This is a genomic window from Synechococcus sp. MU1625 (genome assembly GCF_020514205.1).
Taxonomy (GTDB): Bacteria; Cyanobacteriota; Cyanobacteriia; order PCC-6307; family Cyanobiaceae; genus Parasynechococcus.
On sequence record NZ_VTLA01000001.1, the window covers coordinates 1 to 18,859 of the forward strand.

24 protein-coding genes are annotated in these 18,859 nt (G+C 61.6%); 14 read left to right on the top strand and 10 right to left on the bottom strand.

Features of this window, described 5'->3' with window-relative positions; genetic code table 11:
• Positions 1-324: hypothetical protein (locus FZX13_RS00005; protein WP_226406212.1), on the top strand; the 324-nt coding region annotated here is incomplete at its 5' end.
• A gap of 33 nt (positions 325-357) precedes the next feature.
• Here the strand turns inward: FZX13_RS00005 and FZX13_RS00010 are convergent.
• Positions 358-1,974, bottom strand: a complete 1,617-nt coding sequence (locus FZX13_RS00010) for a 1,4-alpha-glucan branching protein domain-containing protein (protein ID WP_226406214.1) — start codon at positions 1,972-1,974, stop codon at positions 358-360.
• A gap of 109 nt (positions 1,975-2,083) precedes the next feature.
• Here FZX13_RS00010 and FZX13_RS00015 point away from each other — a divergent pair, with 109 nt between their 5' ends.
• The gene (locus FZX13_RS00015) at positions 2,084-3,706 is read left to right on the top strand and encodes a 2-isopropylmalate synthase (RefSeq protein WP_226406216.1); all 1,623 of its coding nucleotides are present in this window, start codon (positions 2,084-2,086) and stop codon (positions 3,704-3,706) included.
• Positions 3,707-3,716: 10 nt separating this feature from the next.
• Positions 3,717-4,541: a carbohydrate ABC transporter permease gene (locus FZX13_RS00020; RefSeq protein WP_115025307.1), complete on the top strand. Its 825-nt coding sequence runs from the start codon at positions 3,717-3,719 to the stop codon at positions 4,539-4,541.
• On the opposite strand, the gene FZX13_RS00025 is transcribed toward FZX13_RS00020, so the two are convergent.
• Positions 4,479-4,772, bottom strand: coding sequence for a hypothetical protein (locus tag FZX13_RS00025; protein WP_226398850.1), 294 nt, complete (start codon positions 4,770-4,772; stop codon positions 4,479-4,481). The genes FZX13_RS00020 and FZX13_RS00025 overlap by 63 nt on opposite strands.
• Positions 4,773-4,833: 61 nt before the next feature.
• On the opposite strand from FZX13_RS00025, the gene FZX13_RS00030 reads away from it, so the two are divergent.
• Entirely contained in the window at positions 4,834-5,079 is a 246-nt protein-coding gene (locus tag FZX13_RS00030; RefSeq protein ID WP_115025305.1) for a Nif11-like leader peptide family natural product precursor, read from the top strand.
• An 18-nt stretch (positions 5,080-5,097) separates the two neighbouring features.
• Here FZX13_RS00030 and FZX13_RS00035 read toward each other — a convergent pair whose 3' ends face one another.
• Positions 5,098-5,307, bottom strand: coding sequence for a hypothetical protein (locus FZX13_RS00035; RefSeq protein ID WP_115025304.1), 210 nt, complete (start codon positions 5,305-5,307; stop codon positions 5,098-5,100).
• A 66-nt stretch (positions 5,308-5,373) separates the two neighbouring features.
• Positions 5,374-5,826 carry a hypothetical protein gene (locus tag FZX13_RS00040; RefSeq protein WP_226406221.1) on the bottom strand — a complete coding sequence of 151 codons (453 nt, stop codon included), beginning with the start codon at positions 5,824-5,826 and terminating at the stop codon, positions 5,374-5,376.
• Positions 5,827-5,916: 90 nt separating this feature from the next.
• Here FZX13_RS00040 and FZX13_RS00045 point away from each other — a divergent pair, with 90 nt between their 5' ends.
• The 5 genes from FZX13_RS00045 to FZX13_RS00065 all read left to right on the top strand — a co-directional run bounded on the left by FZX13_RS00045 (position 5,917) and on the right by FZX13_RS00065 (position 7,896).
• A complete protein-coding gene (locus FZX13_RS00045) occupies positions 5,917-6,165 on the top strand; it encodes a hypothetical protein (RefSeq protein WP_115025302.1) in 249 nt (82 codons plus the stop codon).
• Entirely contained in the window at positions 6,165-6,467 is a 303-nt protein-coding gene (locus FZX13_RS00050) for an MTH1187 family thiamine-binding protein (RefSeq protein ID WP_226406222.1), read from the top strand. The genes FZX13_RS00045 and FZX13_RS00050 overlap by 1 nt, the downstream gene beginning before the upstream one ends.
• 82 nt (positions 6,468-6,549) lie before the next feature.
• Positions 6,550-7,038, top strand: coding sequence for a hypothetical protein (locus FZX13_RS00055; RefSeq protein WP_226406223.1), 489 nt, complete (start codon positions 6,550-6,552; stop codon positions 7,036-7,038).
• An 8-nt stretch (positions 7,039-7,046) separates the two neighbouring features.
• Positions 7,047-7,652, top strand: a complete 606-nt coding sequence (locus tag FZX13_RS00060; RefSeq protein ID WP_226406224.1) for an RluA family pseudouridine synthase — start codon at positions 7,047-7,049, stop codon at positions 7,650-7,652.
• The gene (locus tag FZX13_RS00065; RefSeq protein WP_370630761.1) at positions 7,636-7,896 is read left to right on the top strand and encodes a SemiSWEET family sugar transporter; all 261 of its coding nucleotides are present in this window, start codon (positions 7,636-7,638) and stop codon (positions 7,894-7,896) included. Before FZX13_RS00060 ends, FZX13_RS00065 begins: the two co-directional genes overlap by 17 nt.
• 12 nt (positions 7,897-7,908) lie before the next feature.
• Here the strand turns inward: FZX13_RS00065 and FZX13_RS00070 are convergent, their stop codons facing one another.
• Entirely contained in the window at positions 7,909-9,999 is a 2,091-nt protein-coding gene (locus tag FZX13_RS00070; RefSeq protein WP_226406231.1) for an HDIG domain-containing metalloprotein, read from the bottom strand.
• A gap of 70 nt (positions 10,000-10,069) precedes the next feature.
• Here FZX13_RS00070 and folD point away from each other — a divergent pair, with 70 nt between their 5' ends.
• Genes folD through FZX13_RS00095 form a run of 5 tightly spaced genes read left to right on the top strand, consistent with a single transcriptional unit; the run spans position 10,070 to position 14,524 of the window.
• Entirely contained in the window at positions 10,070-10,951 is an 882-nt protein-coding gene (gene folD, locus FZX13_RS00075) for a bifunctional methylenetetrahydrofolate dehydrogenase/methenyltetrahydrofolate cyclohydrolase FolD (protein WP_226406233.1), read from the top strand.
• A gap of 8 nt (positions 10,952-10,959) precedes the next feature.
• Positions 10,960-11,649, top strand: coding sequence for a TIGR02466 family protein (locus tag FZX13_RS00080; protein WP_115025297.1), 690 nt, complete (start codon positions 10,960-10,962; stop codon positions 11,647-11,649).
• A 27-nt stretch (positions 11,650-11,676) separates the two neighbouring features.
• Entirely contained in the window at positions 11,677-12,567 is an 891-nt protein-coding gene (gene crtE, locus FZX13_RS00085; RefSeq protein WP_226406234.1) for a geranylgeranyl diphosphate synthase CrtE, read from the top strand.
• Positions 12,564-13,076, top strand: coding sequence for a divergent PAP2 family protein (locus tag FZX13_RS00090; protein ID WP_226406236.1), 513 nt, complete (start codon positions 12,564-12,566; stop codon positions 13,074-13,076). The genes crtE and FZX13_RS00090 overlap by 4 nt, the downstream gene beginning before the upstream one ends.
• Complete coding sequence (locus FZX13_RS00095) at positions 13,073-14,524, top strand: AAA family ATPase (RefSeq protein ID WP_226406238.1); 1,452 nt, start codon at positions 13,073-13,075, stop codon at positions 14,522-14,524. The genes FZX13_RS00090 and FZX13_RS00095 overlap by 4 nt, the downstream gene beginning before the upstream one ends.
• A 1-nt stretch (position 14,525) precedes the next feature.
• Here the strand turns inward: FZX13_RS00095 and FZX13_RS00100 are convergent, their stop codons facing one another.
• From FZX13_RS00100 to FZX13_RS00120, 5 genes are all read right to left on the bottom strand, one after another.
• A complete protein-coding gene (locus tag FZX13_RS00100) occupies positions 14,526-15,212 on the bottom strand; it encodes a GAP family protein (RefSeq protein WP_226406240.1) in 687 nt (228 codons plus the stop codon).
• 170 nt (positions 15,213-15,382) lie between these two features.
• Positions 15,383-15,757 (bottom strand): hypothetical protein, encoded by a 375-nt coding sequence (locus FZX13_RS00105; RefSeq protein WP_226406242.1) that lies wholly within the window; start codon positions 15,755-15,757, stop codon positions 15,383-15,385.
• A gap of 85 nt (positions 15,758-15,842) precedes the next feature.
• Positions 15,843-16,163, bottom strand: coding sequence for an acylphosphatase (locus FZX13_RS00110; RefSeq protein WP_370630782.1), 321 nt, complete (start codon positions 16,161-16,163; stop codon positions 15,843-15,845).
• Positions 16,091-17,518, bottom strand: a complete 1,428-nt coding sequence (locus FZX13_RS00115) for a cobyrinate a,c-diamide synthase (protein ID WP_226406245.1) — start codon at positions 17,516-17,518, stop codon at positions 16,091-16,093. Before FZX13_RS00115 ends, FZX13_RS00110 begins: the two co-directional genes overlap by 73 nt.
• A gap of 14 nt (positions 17,519-17,532) precedes the next feature.
• Complete coding sequence (locus tag FZX13_RS00120; protein ID WP_226406247.1) at positions 17,533-18,819, bottom strand: glucose-6-phosphate dehydrogenase assembly protein OpcA; 1,287 nt, start codon at positions 18,817-18,819, stop codon at positions 17,533-17,535.
• Between the last annotated feature and the right edge of the window lie 40 nt (positions 18,820-18,859).

The window sequence follows — 18,859 nt, forward strand, 5'->3', positions numbered from 1 at the left end:
GAGTTGGGGATGAAGCTGTCGGTGCCGATCCGCACCGGCGAGCGTGCGCTGTTGGTGCCGAGTCTGAGGGCGGCATGGCTGGCGGATTGGAACCAGGCGAATGAGGGCCAGGAGATTGGCTACAAGTTCATGAAGAAGACAGTGAATTTCGAGTCACAGCTGGGCACCGAGAACGGCGCGTTGATTGAGGCGGGTCTGGATTACACGGTGCAGAACTTCAACGGCGTCTCGGTGAAGCTGTATGGCCGGGGCGGCATGGAGCTGTGGGCCAGCGACCGCGGCACGACATGGCGTGCGAGCGGCGGTGTCACCTTCCAGTTCTGATTATTTGAGGTCGATCTCCTATCGGAGATGTGATTAGTGAGGAGCCCCAGATTGCTGGGGCTCTTTGTATATGGGGGGGGCAGAAGGATTCACCGGAGCCCAGTCCAGCGGCTGAATCAGAGGGAACAGGCGGTCGTCCGTCTGCACCTCCTCGAGCCAGCCCTCCGGAAGCTCGGTGGTTCCGTTGATCGCCTGCATCAGCTGCCAGAAGCGACCCAGGTGTCGCTGCACCCGTTCTCTGGCCAGTTCGGTGGTGGTGCCGGCCCGGAGGATGAAGCTCCAGTCCGACGACTGCGCCAGCAACAGTTCTCGCGCGGCCTGCTGCAGCCACTGCATGGCCTTCTCGCTGCCCACCCCGCGGCTGCACCGCTGCACCATTGCTGCACTGGCCCGTTCCCACTCCGGGATGATCCAGGCGTTGCTGTCGTTCAGCCAGTAGTCGTGATAGCCCCCTTGCCCCCAGCTGGAGGGGGAGGGGTCACAGAGCTGGAGCTGGCCAACGCTGTTCAGCACATCGCGCAGCCGGGTGAAGTTCACCCCCTGTTGAGGAGCCTGCTGGAACAACTGGCTGAGAAAGGCCGGCCCTTCAAACCACCAGTGGCCGAAGAGTTCGGCATCGAAGGGGGCCACCAATAGTGGGGACACATCCATGGCACCGCCGAGCTGATCCAGCTGCCGCCGGCGGCCCTGCAGGTAATCGGCGGCATGCTCTTTCACCCGTTCAGCAGCCAACCCCGGTTCGTAGGGGCGTTTCTGGTCTAAGGGTGCGCTGTGATCGGTCACCCGATGCAGCTTCAGGCCAAGCGGGCGCGGTTGATCGAGCCCCAAGGGCTTGAGCTCTTCGATGGGCAGGTCCCAGCCCAGATCGCGATGGAACTCCCGGTAGTGGGGATCGCCGGGGTAGCCGTCCTTCGCTGACCACACCGGCAACGTGGCTTCACTGTCACGCCCAAAGAACGCCACCCCATTACGGCTGCAGATCGGGGCGTACACCCCGTAGCGGGGCCGGGGCCGGCCATGCAGCAGCCCATGGCCGTCCAGCACGGCATAGCGGAGCCCTGCATCGCGCATCCAGCGATCCAGCCCTTCGTAATAGGCGCATTCAGGCAACCAGATCCCCAGAGGCGATTCCCCGACTAGGCGCTGGTGTTCCCGCACCGCGGTGCGCAGTTGACCGCGCACCGCTTCCGGGTGATGGCGCAGCAGGGGGAGGTAGCCATGGGTTGCGCCGCAGGTGAGTAGATCGACCACCTCCTGGCGCTGCAGGGCTGCGAAACGCTGGATCAAGTCACCATCGCAGTCCTGCCATCCCCCTTTGTGTCGCTTGATGGCCGCCGCCAGATGCTCAGCGCCATCGCGGAGCGCAGGATCCGCCTTTGGCAGCAGCGCGAGCCTCTCGTTCAGCCACTGGGGAAAGCGCTGCTTGAGGTCTTGATCACTCAGCAGCGACAGCAGTGTCGGCGATAAGCCGATGGTGAGTTTGGGGTGTTGCTCTGGGTCTGCGCTGGCCTGTTCCAGCGCTTCGAGCAGGGGCAGATAGCACTCAATCAGTGCCTGGAAAAACCAGTCCTCTTCCAGAGAGCCCGGTTTTGCCGATCGCACGTAGGGCAGATGGGCATGCAACACCAGGGCGACAGCGCCTTTGGTCACGAACAAGCCCAAACGGTGGCTGAATTTAATCCGATTCCATCTCCATGCCTGAACTAAGATGAGTTAACTCATAGTCATTCCGACTAAGACCTCCGCTGGAGCCTCTTCCATGGCCAAGGACCCCGGTCGCGTCCTGATTTTTGACACCACCCTGCGGGATGGTGAGCAGTCTCCGGGGGCGAGCCTCAACCTTGAGGAGAAGCTGGCCATCGCCCAGCAGCTGGCTCGGCTCGGCGTGGATGTGATCGAGGCTGGATTCCCTTTCGCCAGTCCCGGTGATTTTGCCGCTGTGCAGCGGATCGCCCAGCAGGTCGGTGGGGACAACGGTCCGATCATTTGCGGCCTGGCCCGTGCATCGAGGGCAGACATCAAGGCCTGCGCCGATGCGGTTGCACCGGCGCCGCGTCGCCGCATTCATACCTTTATTGCCACCAGCGACATTCACCTCGAGCACAAGCTGCGCAAAAGCCGTGCCGATGTGCTGGGCATCGTTCCCGAGATGGTGAGCTATGCCCGCTCGCTGGTGGAAGACGTTGAATTCTCCTGTGAAGACGCAGGGCGAAGTGATCCGGAGTTCCTCTACGAGGTGATTGAGGCGGCGATTGCTGCGGGTGCCACCACGATCAACATTCCCGACACCGTTGGCTACACCACGCCGTCGGAGTTCGGTGCTCTGATCGCGGGCATCAATCAGCACGTGCCCAACATCGCCGATGCCGTGATCTCGGTGCATGGCCACAACGATCTCGGTCTGGCGGTGGCGAATTTCCTCGAAGCGGTTAAGAACGGCGCCCGTCAGCTCGAATGCACGATCAATGGCATTGGCGAACGCGCCGGCAATGCATCCCTCGAGGAGTTGGTGATGGCGTTGCATGTGCGGCGTCGCTACTACAACCCGTTCTTTGGTCGGGATGAAGACAGCCCCACGCCGCTGACGGCCGTACGCACCGAAGAGATCACCAAGACCTCCAGGCTGGTCTCGAATCTCACCGGGATGGTTGTTCAGCCCAACAAGGCAATCGTCGGTGCGAACGCCTTCGCCCATGAATCCGGCATTCACCAGGACGGCGTGCTCAAGAACCGGCTGACCTACGAAATCATCGATGCCAAGACCGTGGGGTTGTCTGACAACCGCATCTCCCTCGGCAAGCTCAGCGGTCGTAGTGCCGTTCGCGCCCGTCTGGAGGAACTGGGCTATGACCTCACCCGCGACGATCTCGATGAGGCGTTTGCTCGCTTCAAGGAACTGGCCGATCGCAAGCGGGAGATCACAGACCGAGATCTGGAGGCGATTGTCAGCGAACAGGTGCAGCAGCCTGAAGCCCGCTTCCAGTTGAAGCTGGTTCAGGTCAGCTGCGGAAGCAGCCTGCGCCCCACTGCCACCGTCACGCTGTTGGATGAAGAGGGCAGTGAGACCACAGGCTCGGCGGTGGGCACCGGTCCTGTGGATGCCGTCTGTCGTGCCTTGAATGATCTGGCGGGTGTACCCAATGAGTTGATCGAGTTTTCGGTTAAGTCGGTTACCGAGGGCATCGATGCCATGGGCGATGTGACCATCCGCCTGCGACGCAACGGTGCGCTCTATTCCGGCCACGCTGCCGACACCGATGTGGTGGTGGCAGCAGCGATGGCTTTTGTGAATGCCCTTAATCGCCTGGTGGCCGGGGAGGAGCGCCAGTCATTGCATCCGCAGAAGGATCCTGTTGTCCTGGAGACCCGACCGACGCTCTAGAGCCGACGCTATGCGCACCTCCACCGCCCGGGCTGTTCAGCTGGTGCTGCTGATTCTTCTGGCTCTTCTGGTGCTCACGCCGTTGCTCTGGCTGGTGAGCACCTCGCTCAAGGGTCCGGCGGAAGACATCTTCAGCAGTCCGCCGGCGTTGTTGCCCGCCCAGCCGAGCTTCGATGCCTACGTCAGGCTTTTTCAAGACAATCCCCTCACCACCTATCTGTTCAACAGCACCGTGGTGAGTGGCCTGGCGGTGCTGGCCAACCTGCTGTTCTGCTCCCTTGCCGCCTACCCCTTGGCCAGGTTGCGCTTCGCCGGCCGAGGCCTGGTGCTGGGCTTGGTGGTGGCCACGATCCTGATTCCTTTTCAGGTGGTGATGATTCCGCTGTATCTGCTGATGGTTCAGTTGGGGTTGCGCAACACCCTGCTGGCCTTGGTGATCCCCCAGGCGGCCACCGCTTTTGGTCTTTATCTCCTGCGCCAAAGCTTTCTTGGCGTTCCCAAGGAACTCGAGGAGGCGGCACGGATCGACGGTTGCAGTCGCTTGGGGGAATGGTGGAACGTGATGATCCCGGCTGCCAAAGCTGATCTCATCACCCTGGCGATGTTTGTCTTCATTGGCACTTGGAGTGATTTTCTCTGGCCTCTGGTGATTCTTGACGACCCATCGCTTTACACACTCCCTTTGGGGCTGCAGCAGCTGTCCAGCAGCTTTTCACTGGATTGGCGGATCGTTGCGGCCGGATCGGTGGTGTCAATCCTTCCGGTTCTATTGCTATTCGTGCTGTTGCAGCGCTTCATCCTGCCCAATGCCAGCGGGGATGCTGTGAAGGGATGAGTTGATGGACGTGCGCATGGCCGCAAAGGCATCCATGCGTTCCTGCATCAAGCCCATCTGTTGGCTGAGCAGGTCGCTGTGGGCATGGTCTGGTGTTTGTTGCTCCAGCTGATGGATCCGTTCTTGCAGCGCATGGATGCGTTGATCCTGCTGTTGCAATCCCTTCAGCAGCGTTACGACAAGAACACTCACAAGAGCGAGGCTGCCGCAGCTGATCAGTTTCAACAGCATGCGACCTCCCGAATCAGGCTGATGCTGACTTGAATGGGATGTTCCAACAAGAGCTGCTGTGATGTCTCTCGACGATCTGGATCAATTTCTGAACCTTCGGGACAGCGATCCTGGACTGGCCCAGGCCTTGGCACAGCCCATGGATCTTGAGCAGTTTCTTGCACTCGCTGCCGAGCGCGGATACGTCTTGACCGAGGCGGATGTCTTTGCGGCACAGCAGCGTGAACATCGCGTCAGAACAGCAGCGGAGCTTCAGCAGGATCAGGCCTCGGAATCGCGTCGCCTCCGCAATTTCATCAACGGCTGACCACCAACGCTTCACTTTTCATTGATCCAGTTTCACGACGTCCGGTGTTTCGCCGTGCACTTCTCCAATCCAGCGGGCGTGGGTGACGGCACCATCGTGGGTGTGGAAAATCCAGGCCTTGTCCAGGGATGGCTGCCGCTCGATGTGTTGATCAACGGCATTGACGCCGAGGTAACCGCCGGCTGAGGAGGACCGCAGCACGTAGCGTTCGGCGTACTTGGTGAGCATTAGCTGAGAGGGGGCTCTAATTGATCGCTAGCGGTGCGTTCTTGCAGCCTGCTGCGATCTGCGGAATTACTTTTCTTTTCCCTCCTGGAGAGTTAATAGGGTTTGTTGTTGCCAGGCCAGCCCGTCCGGTGCTGCAAACCGGCTCTGATGACCGCCGTCACGGAACCAGGGAGCGCTGAGGGCCGTGATCTTCAGTTCGTCCGTGTTGAGATCCCAGGTGTTTTGGAGGTAGCTGCGGAGTTGTTCCGTCTCAGGGGGATCGGGCTGTTGCCAGTGCACCACAGCCAATTGCCCCGGTCGTGACTGGAGAATGGCCAGACGGTGGTTCGGGTGGCCGTCGTTGGCGGGCTGCACGGATTCCTGAAGCTGCTCCTCGCAGACGTAAAGACGCAGCGGGACAGGGCTGTCAGGTTGGGGAAGTGGATATTTGTTGAGATACAGGGCACGAGCTTTCTGAAACGCTGCCCCCGGGGCCTTGGCCATCAAGCTGTTGTAGGCCTGCTGCAGCTGCTCACTCATGTCGTTGCCGCCATGTTGCTGGCTCCAGTGTGTGGATGATTCGGGGCCATGAACATGGGAGAATGGTGACACTTCCGGGATTGGATCGCGATGGCCAAACATCGCTCCCGCTACCGGTTGGTTGGCCTTGACGGTCAGCCTCATCCGGTGCTCGATGCCCCTTACGACACGTTGGAACTGGCCCTCGCCGAGGCCAGTGATTGGTGCACTGGACAAGGGGCTCGATGTTCGATGGGACAGCAGGGAATTGCAGTTGAAGTGCGAACCGACAGCGGTAGTTGGCGCACCATCGACTATCCGGTCAGCTGCTTGAGCCAATCCAGCGTGATGGTGGACTGATGTGGGTCAGTGTTGACCTCTGCGTTGTGCCGATCGGCGTTGGCGTCAGTCTTTCCCCCTACATCGCCGCCTGTGAACGCGTGATTGCTGCCACGGGCCTTCAGCATCAGCTGGGTCCCAATGGCACCGCGATCGAAGGCCCCTGGGAGGAGGTCATGGCTTGTGTGCGCGCTTGTCACTTTGAGTTGCACGGCATGGGAGCCCCACGGCTCTACACAACGCTCAAGCTCAACACTCGAACCGATCGGGAGCAGTCGTTCTCCGAGAAGGTCGCTTCCGTTGAGAACCTCCTCAGTGATTGAAAATCTATAGATCTTTAGTGGGTTTCGGCTCAGCTTGAGTCGCTTTTGGGATCAATGAGATTGTTCAGCGCTGCTCTGCCCCATGCGTCGAGGTTTCGGGGGGGTGTTGTTGGCTCTGCTGGTCATGAGCCTGACGGGAGGTGCCGTTCAGGCGTCAACGTGGGATCGCATCGCCAGTTACCTGCGGCTGCTGCAGCGGGCGGGCGTCAATGCGCTGGTGGCGCCTGACTGTCCTGCCGGCTTGCTGGGGGCCTTTCATGAGGGCAAGCAGGCCCTCTTGATGTGTGGCAACAACCTTCCCGACGATCCATCGGTTGTTTGGGTCGTTCTGGCCCACGAATCAGCCCATGTGATGCAGTCGTGCAACGGCGGGAACTTGATGCCCGCGCCGTTGTTGGCCAAAAACATGGCGGAGGCCCGCCGTCTTGAGCCGGATACTTTTCACGAGTTGCAGCTGTATCACACGAGTCAGCATCACGTTGAGGCGGAAGCCCGGCTGGTTCAGGCTCTGCCGCCCACCCAGGTGGTGGCCTTGTTTGAAAAACACTGCGCCACTCGACTCTCCCCTTGAAGCTGCTGATGCTCGACCCTTGGCTGATGGTGGTCGATAAGCCCGCCGGCCTGCTGACGCAACCGGGCCTCGGGCCTGATCAACAGGACTCCGTGATCACCCGCTTGCAGCGCAAGGAGCAAGGTCTGCGATTGGTCCACCGCTTGGATCGCGACACCTCGGGTGTGCTGCTGCTGGCCAGGAGTGCCGATGCCCTACGGCGGCTCAGTGCCCTATTTGCCGAACGTCGGATCAACAAGTTGTACCAGGCGGATGTTGAGGGGGAGCTCCTTGGCCGCGGCTGCATTGCTAGCCCCTTGGCACGACTGTCACGCCAACCCCCGCGCTACGGCCGCCATCCCGAGGGACGTCTGGCGCTAACCCTTTGGAAAGTCTGCGCTGCTTGTGCCCACGGCACGCGGATCTGGCTGCGCCCGCTGACGGGGCGCTCCCATCAGCTGCGGGCCCATCTGGCCGAGCTCGGACACCCCATCGTTGGTGATCCCATCTATGGGGATGCCGCTCGTTCGCTCCGCTTGCATCTGCATTCCCAGGCCTTGAGCTTTCGGCATCCCTTCACCCACCGACGCGTTCGTTTGATCTCGCAGGAGGTTCCCTTTGCAACTGAGTTCTGAACTCGTTGGCTACCTGGCCGCAGGCTTGACGACGGTCAGCTTCTTTCCGCAGGCCATCAAGACGCTGCGCAGTGGTGACACCAAGTCCATCTCGTTGGGCATGTATGGCCTCTTCACCAGTGGCGTTGCGCTTTGGTCGCTGTACGGCTTGCTGGTGAAGGATGGCCCTGTGCTGGTCGCCAACCTGATCACCCTGGTTCCGGCTGCCGTTGTGCAGCAGCGCAAGATTGTTGGATGCCGATGAAGGAGCAGCCGATCAACGTCGCGCTGGAATCGGATAGGGAATGCGGCGGTGGCGCATCCTTCGCCACACCTGTACGAAGGCACGGATCACCAATTCCACTTCGCTGCGGTTGAGGCTGCTTTTGCGCAGTTGTCCATCCCGCTGTCGTGACTCCACGATTCGTCGCACCGTGTCCACCGCCTGCGCATCAGAGGTGTCGGGAGGAAGGGATCGCAGGGCTGCCTCACATCCGTCAGCCAGCATCAAAATTGCTGTTTCTTTGGAGCGAGGTTCGGGGCCTTTGTACCGAAAGCGGCGTTCCTCAACCGTCCCGCCGCGCTCCTGGGCCTTGTGGAAGAAGTAGCCCATCTTCAAGGTGCCCTGATGTTCAGGTATGAAATCGGCGATGGGCCTTGGTAGGCGGTGGCGCCGCGCCAGCTTCAGCCCCTCATCCACGTGGGCCTGGAGCACCGCTGCACTCGCCTGGGGATCGTCCAGTGCGTCGTGGGGATTGGGGCCATCTTTCTGGTTCTCGATGAACCAGTCCGGCGCATGCAGTTTGCCGACGTCGTGATACAGCGAGCCGGTCCGGATCAGATCCACGTCCGCACCGATAGCCCGCGCCCCCTCCTCCGCCAGGCCGCAGATCATCAGGGTGTGTTCAAACGTTCCAGGGGCTTCGCAGGAGAGGCGCCGCAGCAGGGGGCGTTCCTGATCCGCCAGTTCCAGCAGCCGCGCCCGGGTCAGTAATCCGAAGGACCCCTCGAGAATGGGGATCAGCAGCAGGCTGAGCATCAGCAGCACCCCGAGCAGCAGGGTGTCGGTGGCCAGCTCATCCAGGCTGGGATTCAGGCTTCCCCAGAGACGCAGGCCCGTGAGGGGCTGTAGTTGCAGCAGCAGCCATTGGCCCACGAGGGCACCGATCGGCAGCAGCACCGTTAGTTGAAGGAGCTGTCCGCGGCTGCGTTGTCGGCCCGCGATCAAGGCGCCAGCTGCAGCGACCGTTGCTGCCACAAGAAGGCGACCATCTCCCAGACCCTGCACGGGTTCCGGCCAGAGCAGAGCGGCTACACCCATCCAGACCAAACCGCAGCCTGTACCGAGACCTTCAGCCAGCACCAGGGTGGGTGGCACCAGCACGGCGAGCGGGCTCACGGTTCCCTTGAACCAGAGTTTGGCGACCTGCACCAGGAGAAGAAGTCCCACCGCCAGCAGGGCGTGGCGTACCTCCAGGCCAGGCCGTTCGCGCCGCATCACCAACAGCATTGCTGCGCAGCCAGCAGCAGCTTCCACGAACCGCTGAAACCAAATCAAAGGTTGGGGTTCGCGGCGCACGCGGCCGAAATAATCGAGCACGTCGTAGGCCTGGGGACTGATCGGTTCGCCTTTGCGGGTGATCAGATCTCCCTTGCGCACTTGGATCGTCGGGATGGCCTGTTTGGTCAGCTGCTCTTCGATCAGCTGTTTGCTCAGGTTCGGGTCGGTGCGCAGGTTGCTGCTCCCGCGCAGGGTGCTGGTGAGTACCTTGGCGGCCAGGGAGCTCGCTGCCGGTGGTTGCAGCGCAACCGCCTTGAGTTGCAGGTTGGCCGCCTGGCGTAATTGATCAACGGCCAGATTGCTCACCAGCCCTTGGCTAAGCATGCGATCAGCGGTGCTGCGCACCGCCTCATCCCAGGCCAGATGTTCCCGTTCGCTGCGTTGTTCTAGCCATTTTTTCTCCGGCTCAGACAGGTTCACCGGCCCGATCCTGGCCCCAGATCCGGTGTTGGTGACCTCCTGCAGCTGCAGCAGTTGTTGCTCGAGCCGTTGTTTAAGTGCTTGATTCTGCTCTTGATCGATGACCTGCACCACCGATCGCGCCACCAGAGAGGCTCGCTGCTGCTCGAGGGCGGTGCTGTCCTGCACCAGGGCATCTTTCGGAGCGATGGCTTCAAACGGGGCCAGCGATCCGGGTTGGACTTTCGGCTTGATCAGCCAGGGCAGGCTGGAGGCTGCGGCCACGGAAAGGCACAGCAGCAGAACAACGAGGGTCTGCAGTCGCGTCCAGCGCAGCAGGCGACCCCCTGGGCCTTCGAGCCGCACCCAGTTCCGCCAAAGGCTGCTCAGCCGAGGAACGCGAACCAAAAAGGACCCTGTATCGGCCTAACGCTAGCTCTCTCTAGAGGGCATGCTGGAAGCAGTGCACGGGGATGCCATGGCCCTGCGTTTGGACGGCAAGGTGCTGGCAAGGGATGTGGAGCATCGTCTTCAAACCCTGATCGAACGGCGTCTGGCCGAGGCGGGGCGACCGCCGGGCTTGGCGGTGCTGCGGGTTGGTGATGATCCGGCCAGCGCCGTCTACGTCGCCAATAAGGAAAAGGCCTGTGCTCGGATCGGGGTGGCCAGCTTTGGCGATCACCTCCCCGGCGACACTCCTGCTGCGGTCGTGCTTCAGACCATTGAACGGCTGAATGCCAACCCGGAGGTGGATGGGATCCTCCTCCAGCTTCCGCTTCCTGGAGGCCTTGATGAGGGGCCACTGCTGATGGCCATTGATCCCGAGAAGGATGCAGATGGTCTGCACACGCTCAATCTCGGCCGGCTGCTCAAGGGGGAACCGGGCCCGCGCAGCTGCACCCCCGCAGGAGTGATGGCGTTGCTGCGCAGCAATGGAATCGACCCGGCGGGCAAGCGCGCTGTGGTGATCGGTCGAAGCATTCTTGTGGGACAACCGATGGCCTTGATGCTTCAGGCGGCCAACGCGACCGTCACCATTGCCCATTCCCGCACGGCAGATCTGGCGGCGCACTCCCAGGAGGCTGAGATTCTGGTTGTGGCGGCAGGGCGTCCCCAGTTCATCGGGGCAGACCACGTGCGGCCGGGTGCGGCTGTGGTGGATGTCGGTATTCACCGCAAGCCTGAAGGTGGTCTATGCGGTGATGTTCGCGCTGATGAAATCGAGTCGATCGCCGGTGCCCTCTCACCTGTTCCAGGAGGTGTCGGACCGATGACGGTCACGATGCTCCTGGTCAACACCGTGGTGGCGTGGTGCAGACGCCACAACATTGACCATGATTTGGACGATCTCGTGCCCTGATCGATTCAATGGCGCTGCACTGGCTGTTCCCAACACCCGTTCTGCAGGCGGATCTTGAACCGGATGTCGCGACGGCCGCAGCCATGCAGCAACAGCTTGAGCAGTTCGACGCGCAGGTGTATCAGCACCCTGAGTTCAGCGATCGCAACAACCTCACGGGAGATTTGTTGGGCCACGCCGGCCTGGATCAGTTGCATCGTATGGATGCGTTCCAGTGGCTGAACGCTCAGTTGTCTGTTCACGTGTCGGACTATCTCCGTGCGCTCCTGGGGAACGATCACGGCCTTGTGGCGCACATCCAAAAAGCCTGGCCCGTGGTTTGTGCCAGAGATGGCGGAACAATTGATTTGCACAGCCATCGCAATGCTCAGTTAAGTGCGGTGTTTTATGTGTTGGCAGATCCGGCGAACGAGAGTGGGGAGCTTGAATTTGAGGCCCCCGACGATTACTTCAGCCATGTGATGGCGATTCCCTATCGCGATGCCGCCGTCTCCGGTGGTGTTTTCGCGCCGACGCCCCACCGGCTGTTGTTGTTCCCTTCGGATCTTCGGCATCGGGTGCTCCCCTATGAAGGGGGAGGACCCCGCTATTCGGTCTCCTATGACCTGGCCATCACCACGGCGCCAGGGAAGGGACGCGAGATGCGAACACCCCACCCCATGGATTGGGTCCCACTCGGCATCAAGGACTCGGCCTGAGAGAATCCCGCCAGCCAGGGTCCACCCATGAGCGCCGAGTTTGATTTCAAGGCCTACCTCGGCAAGGCCAAAGAGCGGGTGGAAACTGCACTTGATGGATCCCTAGGTCCTGAGAGGCCGGAGTCCTTAAGGGAAGCGATGCGGTATTCGCTGCTTGCCGGTGGAAAGCGGTTGCGTCCAATTCTTTGCCTAGCTGCCTGCGAGTTGGCCGGGGGGGACGCATCGCAGGCTCTGCCGACTGCGGTGGCGCTTGAAATGATCCACACCATGTCGCTGATCCATGACGACCTGCCGGCCATGGATGACGATGACTTGCGGCGTGGTCGTCCCACCAATCACAAGGTGTATGGCGAAGCCGTTGCCATCCTTGCGGGTGATGCACTGCTGACCCGAGCCTTTGAAATGGTGGCTCTGCGCAGTCCGGATGTTCCTGCTGAGCGTCTGCTCAAGGTGGTGGGAGAACTGTCGTTGGTGGCCGGTGCGCCAGGTCTGGTGGGCGGCCAGGTGGTGGATCTGGAAAGCGAGGGAAAGGAGGTGGATCTTGAAACCCTCGAATACATCCACCTCCACAAAACGGGCGCCCTGTTGAGCGCTTGTGTCATTACTGGGGCCATGATTGGCGGCGCCGATGATGCGCTGATCAAGGCCCTACGCATTTACGCGAGGGGGATCGGCTTGGCGTTCCAGATCATTGACGACATTCTCGACATCACCGCCAGCAGCGAGGTGTTGGGCAAAACCGCCGGCAAAGATCTCATCGCCGATAAGACCACCTATCCCAAGCTTCTGGGGTTAGAAGAATCTCGCCACAGGGCTGACGCGTTGGTCAATGAAGCGAAAGAAGCCCTCCAGCCTTGGGCCGAGAAGGCGATTCCCCTGCTCGCATTGGCCGACTTCATCACCAGCCGCGACCGATGATCGAAGCCATTCCCTCCCACGCTGTTGTGCGGGAGATGTTCGACAACAGCTCGCTGACCTGGGGTTTGATGGCCTGCGGTGTGGCTCAGTTGTCCAAACTGTTCCTCGAGTTGCTGCTGCACCGCCGTTGGCGTCCGGCGGTGCTGATTGAAACCGGTGGCATGCCCTCCAGCCACTCCGCCCTGGTCACAGGGACGGCGGCGTGTGTTGGATGGACCCTTGGCTTTGATCACCCCCTGTTCGCCCTCGCGGCGATGGTGGCGTTTGTCGTGATGTACGACGCCAGCGGCATTCGTCGCGCTGCCGGGCTGACGGCGGAACGGGTCAACGGCCTGCCTGATTCGCTTTGGCCGGAGCCCCATGCGAAGCCGCTTAAGGAAAGCCTGGGCCACAGTCGGCTGCAGGTGCTGGTGGGCAGCTTGATGGGCCCCGCCATCGCCTTGCCTGGCTTGGTGTATCTGGGATCACCGCTGCATCTGGTGGCCCGTCTTGGAGCGGGGCTGGGGTGACTGCAGCCGCGGAGCTCACCGCTGATCAGCAGGCGGCGGCAGATGCCTTTGCGGCCTGGCTCAATCAGCCCGTTGATGGCACGCCGTTTGTGCTCAGTGGTTTTGCCGGCAGCGGCAAGACCTTCCTCTCAATGCGGCTGTTAAGGCAGGTGGAAGCCAGCGGATTGTGTTGGACCGTTGTGGCGCCGACCCACAAAGCGGTTGGCGTTTTACGCCAGGCGCTCGAGTTGGAGGGTCTCCAACCCACCTGGTATCCCTCCACCATCCATCGTTTGTTGCGGCTGAAGCTCAAGCGATCCGCTGACTCTGAACTCTGCGAACCCACAGAGCAGACGGCCATGGCCCTGGAGAACCTTGGTTTGGTGCTGATTGACGAAGCTTCCATGGTCGACAGCACCCTGCTGGGCATTGCCCTCCAGTGCGCCCATCCGTTCAAGACCCGTTTGGTGTTCGTTGGCGACCCCGCCCAGTTGCCACCAGTGGGAGAGGAGAACAGTCCCGTTTTTGCGATGCAACGGTCTTGTTCCGCCACGTTGACCGAGGTGGTTCGTCATCAAGGACCTGTGCTCCAGCTGGCCTCTGGTCTCCGGGAGGGTCGCTTGCCCTGCCAGATGCCGCCGCTGATGTCGCCGATTCGATCACCGCAGGGTCAGGTGTGCAGCTTGATCCAACGGGAGTGGCTGGATCAGGCCCGGCGTGCCTTGCGGGAGGCTTCGGTGCAAGACAACCCCGACGCCGCACGCATCCTCTGCTACACAAACCGCACCTTGGATCGTTTGGTGCCCCATGCGCGCCGTGCCATCCACGGGGAGATGGCGGATCAGATGCCGGTACTGCCGGGTGAGGTGCTGATCAGTCGTACTGCGGTAATGGCACCGGCCTCAAGGGATGGTGAAGAGGCCGGTGAAGAACCCGACATGGTGTTGGGCTCCAACCGCGAAGTGACTGTGCGTGACATCAAGCCGGAAGCCTGTGATCTGGCGGATTTCGGCCTGTCGTCAGCCGACGGTTCCGTGCCTGTGATCGAGACGCTGTCTGCGACAGTGAATGCCGGGGATCTGGAACTCACCCTGCGCCTGCAGCCTCCGATCGGGAGTTCCGGTCGTCAGGAGCTTGATGCTGTGATGCACCGCCTGCGCAAGCAGGCCCGTGATGCCGGTAAAAAAAACGGGCGAGCAATCTGGCGTCAGTACTTTTTGATTCGCGATGCTTTCGCTTCGCTTGGTCCTGCCGCTGTGCTCACGGTGCACCGCAGCCAAGGCAGCAGCTTCGGGGATGTGTTTGTGGCACCAGATGTGTTCCGGGCGGATCCCTCGATTCGTCAGCAGCTCTGTTACGTCGCTGTGTCCCGTGCTCGCACGGGGGTCTGGTTGCTCGGGGGGGAGACGTCGTCTGACCTGCGCGCCTCGTGGCAGCGCGAATTCGACAACGCGAGAGAACCCAAATGAATCAGCTCATCATCAGCCCACTGATGCCCTGCCAGCCCAGATAGGCCCCTAGCCCGAAACTCAGGCTTCCAACTACCAGTTCCCCGCGTCGGAGAAGGGCTGCTTTTCCGTTTTGCAGAAGCGGCAGGACCCGCTGACGTCCGGCTAACACAGCCAAAAATGGAATCAAAAGCAGGGCACTGGCCGCGGCGCTGAACCCTGCGCTGCAGGCAATTTCTTCACGCAAAGGCAACTGTGCGGCAAGAATCACGGCTGCGCTCTTGGCGAACAGCAGCAGGTCGTCGGGACTGATGACTTCTGTGACGCTGCTGATCAGTAACAGCAACGGAAGTGGCATTGCTGCAAAGCGATCCACGGCACCGCTCCAGGACGGGGCTTCTCCGTTTTCCAGCACGCCTCGAACCAGTTCACGCCCGCCCAGGGCGATTAAGGCTCCTCCGCCAATCAGATCCAGGCCTGTTCGGTGGTCGGATCCCTGGGTCATGTCCAGGAGTAGTCCATGTCCAAGAGTCAGCAGCCCGATAACTGCCAGGGCGCTGGTCAGCAGCCATCCACCCAGAAACAAGCCACCACGCCGCAGGGGAGACTCCCCCAGCAGCAGTAGCAACATCAGAACGATATGAATGGGCGAGAGTGCTACGCCAATCCCGTAGGTCAGCAGCTCAGTCCAGATCCTTGGTTCCGCCATTCATTCAGGTTAAGAACCTCGATCGTGGATGTTCGACAAGGGCCTTGCTCAGAGTCGCAGGATCAAGGCGGCCAGGCCAATACTTATCCCTAGGCTCACAACGCCGAGAATGGCTCTCCAGAAGGCTTTGTCTTTGGTGTCAAGGAAGTTGCTCAAGGAACGCCAGGTTCTTAGTCGTCAGTTTTGCCACCTGTTAGCAGGTAAGGAAAGGTGCGATTGATCGGGCGGTGCAGCGACCGCAGTGTTTTGTTGTAGTGAACGTTGGCCACAACGCTGTAGCGGCGCCCCAGAATCAGTGCACGGTCTAAATCGGCTTCACAGCTGCGGATGTCTGTGTGTACCAGGCGTGCCTGATCTGACACCGGTTCAGCAGCAGGAATCAACGCCGAAAACTGTCCTTCCCTGTGCCTCCAGCTCTGACAGGCCTCGAGGGCCTCTGTCGCTGAATCGAACACCTGCTTCGTCGTCTCCCGTCGCGTGCTCATCGCCTCCATGCCGAGCAGGGGCAGTGCTGTGATCAAGAGGACAAATCCGAAGCGGAGCATGCGTCAGGCGCGAAGGTCCTGCTTCAGCCGTAGCTAGGTGGGCTGAGCGTGGCAGCGTCCTTCCCAATGTTTTCGCTTGTACGTTTCAGTACCGCACTTCGAACCAGTCATCGCCTGTGACAGGGAGCTGGTTTGGTTTCACCCGAAGCACTCGCGCGCCCGGAGGTCCGACCTCACACCAGGCCCGAAGTTCAGACAAGGCGAGTGGTGGGCCTTCGGCTTGCACTTCGACACTGCCATCGCTTTGGTTGCGAACCCATCCGCTGATCCCGAGATCCAGGGCGCGCCGACTGCAGCTGGCGCGGAATCCCACCCGTTGGACGCGTCCCTCGATCACCCAGCGCCAGCGTTCGACGAACGGTTGGATCCGTTGGTGTTGCTGGCGGCTGACAAACCGTTTGGCGATCGCTTCTCCCCGGCTTCGAGCGCGGCGCGCCATCGGGAGCAAATCGTCGTAGAGCTGGCCCAGTGCAGGTGTACCCAGCTCGCGTGAACCGTCTGATCGACCCATCCTTCCGAATGTCGATGGACTTTCCATCCCTCAATGTCCCACAGCACTGATCGGTCGGAGGGCTGCCGATTGGTGTGCAGCTCCCAACGGTGAAATTCGTGACCAACGAGCTTTTGACCGCTCTGAACGACAGGGCTGTCCCGCCGAGCCTGCAGGCGGCGGTAGCCCACGTGCAGCCGGCCACGCTGGGCCTTGAACGGAAGAATGCCCGTCATGTTGTGCCCGTTGCCATCGAGGTCCTGAAGCCTCTGTCCGAGCACGAGCATCCCACCGCATTCGGCGTAGACCGGCCGATGCTGCACGAACTGTCGAAGAGACCTCAGGCTTTGTTCACAGCCGCTGAGTTGGGCTGCATGCTGCTCTGGGAAGCCGCCCGGCAAGATCAGCCCCTTGGCTTCGGCAGGGATGGGCGCATCGGCAAGGGGACTCCAACGCAGCACGGGCATGCCCATTTGCTCCAGCAGTTCACAGGTTTCCTGGTAGCGGAAGTGAAAGGCAGCATCACTGGCAAGAGCCACAGGAAGGGGTGGCCCCTTCACCGCTGGGATGTCGGCCAGAGGGTGCGGCCCTTGGCGGGGTGCCAGAAGCAAGGGCTCCAGGCGTTCCATGTTCAGATGCTCGCTGGCCAGAGCGGCCCAGGCTTGGCGTCGTTGTTCGGGAGCTGCCAGTTCATGGGCAGGGGCTAAACCGAGATGACGGCCCGGCAGTGCAAGGGCCTCGGTGCGCGGTAGACAGCCCAGCAAGGGCATCTGCATGCGGTCAAGTACCTCTCCGAGGAGCTCCCGGTGCCTGGGGCTGCTGACCTTATTCAGTACCACTCCGGCGATTGCCAGGTTGGGATCGTGATCGCGGAATCCGCGAACGAGGGCGCCGAGGGAGGCGGCCTGACCCCCGGCATCCAGCACCAGCACCACCGGCAAGCCCAGCAGGCGGGCCACGTCGGCGGTGCTTCCCGTTTCACTGCTGCCGATGCCGTCGAACAGGCCCATCACTCCCTCCACGAGGGTTAGGTCAGCGACTCCGCCGTAACCGTGAAATGCCCGCCGAACCCAGTCTTCCCCGCACAAATTGAGATCGAGGTTGCGACAGGCCTGACCGGAGGCTTGGCTCAGCAGCTGGGCATCGAGATAGTCCGGTCCAACCTTGAAGGGTTGGATCCGTCGTCCGTTCTGATGCGCCCAGCTCAACAGCGCCAGGCTCAGCAGGGTCTTGCCGCTGCCACTGGCTGGTGCAGCGATGACGGCGGCCATGGCTTAGACGCGGCTCAGCCCAGCAGCCTGGCAGCCAGTGGTGCAGCAGCGGCCAGGAGTGGGTTGGTGCTGTCGTGACCGCCGCCGAGCAGTCGGGCGACATCCATTTCCGGGGTGTCGTGCTGAACGGGAACAACTTCTTCATGCAGCTCGAGGTTGGCCATGCCGCCACCTTCCAAACGCATGCACCCCCCGGATTCAGCGCAGAGAATCACACAAACGCCTTGGCCGCTCTCCGGCTCAGCAATCAGTCGAAGCCCCACCATCTGTCCCGCATGCACGTTGGGCTGGCCCGTCGGTACAGCCATCAGTTGAAAGCGCACCTCCGTGTCATCGGAACGCTTGAACAGGGCTGATGTGCCGTCGTCGGTCGCGGCGGAAGAGACCAACGTCCAGCCGAGCCGATCGGCGATCCAGGCGGCAAGTAGCAGCCCTTGGGCGGGATGATGCCCCTCCACATCGATGTCCAGGCGTGTGACGTGGCTTAAGGCATCACGCTGTTGCGGCGGGTCAAACACCATGGCGAGGGTCTCGCGCCAGCTGCGCAATCGCAGCCAGTTGAGATCGTTCACTGCCTGGCCGTTCTCCACGCGGGAGCGCAGCAGGTCAAGGCACTGATGCGGATCACCCATCGCTGTATCGATGATCAGACGACGGGGCGCGCTGGTCAGCCGCTGCATCAGGTCCGGCGCTTCATCCATGCATCCGTTCCACCAGACCCAGGCCGGCATCGATGACGGCAGCAGCGGTTCGAGAATTGAGAGTCCCTCGTTGAGGGCGCCATGGCCGCCCCGCAGAACCACAACGTCCCCACACGCGGTGGTACCACCCCCTTCTTCAGGCAGCGGGCAGTACGCGGCCACGAGTGTTTCCAACGACTGCTCCGCATCAATCGTTGGTGCCAGGGTGATCAGGCGACGTGGCATCAGTGCACTCAGGGCCGGATCGATGTACTGCCCACGCAGGTCTTCTGCGCTGGCCTGTCCCCCAAAATCAGCGATCGCCTTCACCACGGCCCCATCGAGGGGAGGTGTGCTGAGGGGGAGGTCGGCATCCATCACCGCTTGGCGACCCGCAGCGATCAAGGGGGCGGACTGCTGTCCGGTGATGGGGCCAGGCAGGCGGCCACTGCGGATCAATTGCTGCTCGGCCCAGGCGGGTTGCCAGATCAGCAGGCAGAAGGTGTTCGCACCGGTGCCCGTGCTGCCCTGCTGCTCGGGGGACCAGAGTTGCTCGAGGTAGTGGGGCACCTCCGCAGGTGCCAGTTCAAGCGGGGTTTGCAGGGTGAGCTGAGGGGACATCGTGACGGAGCAGCAAGGAGTGGAGCGGGACGTGTAGAGC

Coding starts and splice junctions, on each gene's coding strand:
- FZX13_RS00025 (WP_226398850.1), bottom strand. CDS start 4,772: ATGCTGTTGAAACTGATCAGCTGCGGCAGCCTCGCTCTTGTGAGTGTT.
- FZX13_RS00045 (WP_115025302.1), top strand. CDS start 5,917: ATGGCCAAACATCGCTCCCGCTACCGGTTGGTTGGCCTTGACGGTCAG.
- FZX13_RS00035 (WP_115025304.1), bottom strand. CDS start 5,307: ATGCTCACCAAGTACGCCGAACGCTACGTGCTGCGGTCCTCCTCAGCC.
- FZX13_RS00015 (WP_226406216.1), top strand. CDS start 2,084: ATGGCCAAGGACCCCGGTCGCGTCCTGATTTTTGACACCACCCTGCGG.
- FZX13_RS00055 (WP_226406223.1), top strand. CDS start 6,550: ATGCGTCGAGGTTTCGGGGGGGTGTTGTTGGCTCTGCTGGTCATGAGC.
- FZX13_RS00050 (WP_226406222.1), top strand. CDS start 6,165: ATGTGGGTCAGTGTTGACCTCTGCGTTGTGCCGATCGGCGTTGGCGTC.
- FZX13_RS00105 (WP_226406242.1), bottom strand. CDS start 15,757: ATGCTCCGCTTCGGATTTGTCCTCTTGATCACAGCACTGCCCCTGCTC.
- FZX13_RS00060 (WP_226406224.1), top strand. CDS start 7,047: ATGCTCGACCCTTGGCTGATGGTGGTCGATAAGCCCGCCGGCCTGCTG.
- FZX13_RS00100 (WP_226406240.1), bottom strand. CDS start 15,212: ATGGCGGAACCAAGGATCTGGACTGAGCTGCTGACCTACGGGATTGGC.
- folD (WP_226406233.1), top strand. CDS start 10,070: ATGGCCCTGCGTTTGGACGGCAAGGTGCTGGCAAGGGATGTGGAGCAT.
- FZX13_RS00120 (WP_226406247.1), bottom strand. CDS start 18,819: ATGTCCCCTCAGCTCACCCTGCAAACCCCGCTTGAACTGGCACCTGCG.
- FZX13_RS00090 (WP_226406236.1), top strand. CDS start 12,564: ATGATCGAAGCCATTCCCTCCCACGCTGTTGTGCGGGAGATGTTCGAC.
- crtE (WP_226406234.1), top strand. CDS start 11,677: ATGAGCGCCGAGTTTGATTTCAAGGCCTACCTCGGCAAGGCCAAAGAG.
- FZX13_RS00115 (WP_226406245.1), bottom strand. CDS start 17,518: ATGGCCGCCGTCATCGCTGCACCAGCCAGTGGCAGCGGCAAGACCCTG.
- FZX13_RS00020 (WP_115025307.1), top strand. CDS start 3,717: ATGCGCACCTCCACCGCCCGGGCTGTTCAGCTGGTGCTGCTGATTCTT.
- FZX13_RS00080 (WP_115025297.1), top strand. CDS start 10,960: ATGGCGCTGCACTGGCTGTTCCCAACACCCGTTCTGCAGGCGGATCTT.
- FZX13_RS00030 (WP_115025305.1), top strand. CDS start 4,834: ATGTCTCTCGACGATCTGGATCAATTTCTGAACCTTCGGGACAGCGAT.
- FZX13_RS00040 (WP_226406221.1), bottom strand. CDS start 5,826: ATGAGTGAGCAGCTGCAGCAGGCCTACAACAGCTTGATGGCCAAGGCC.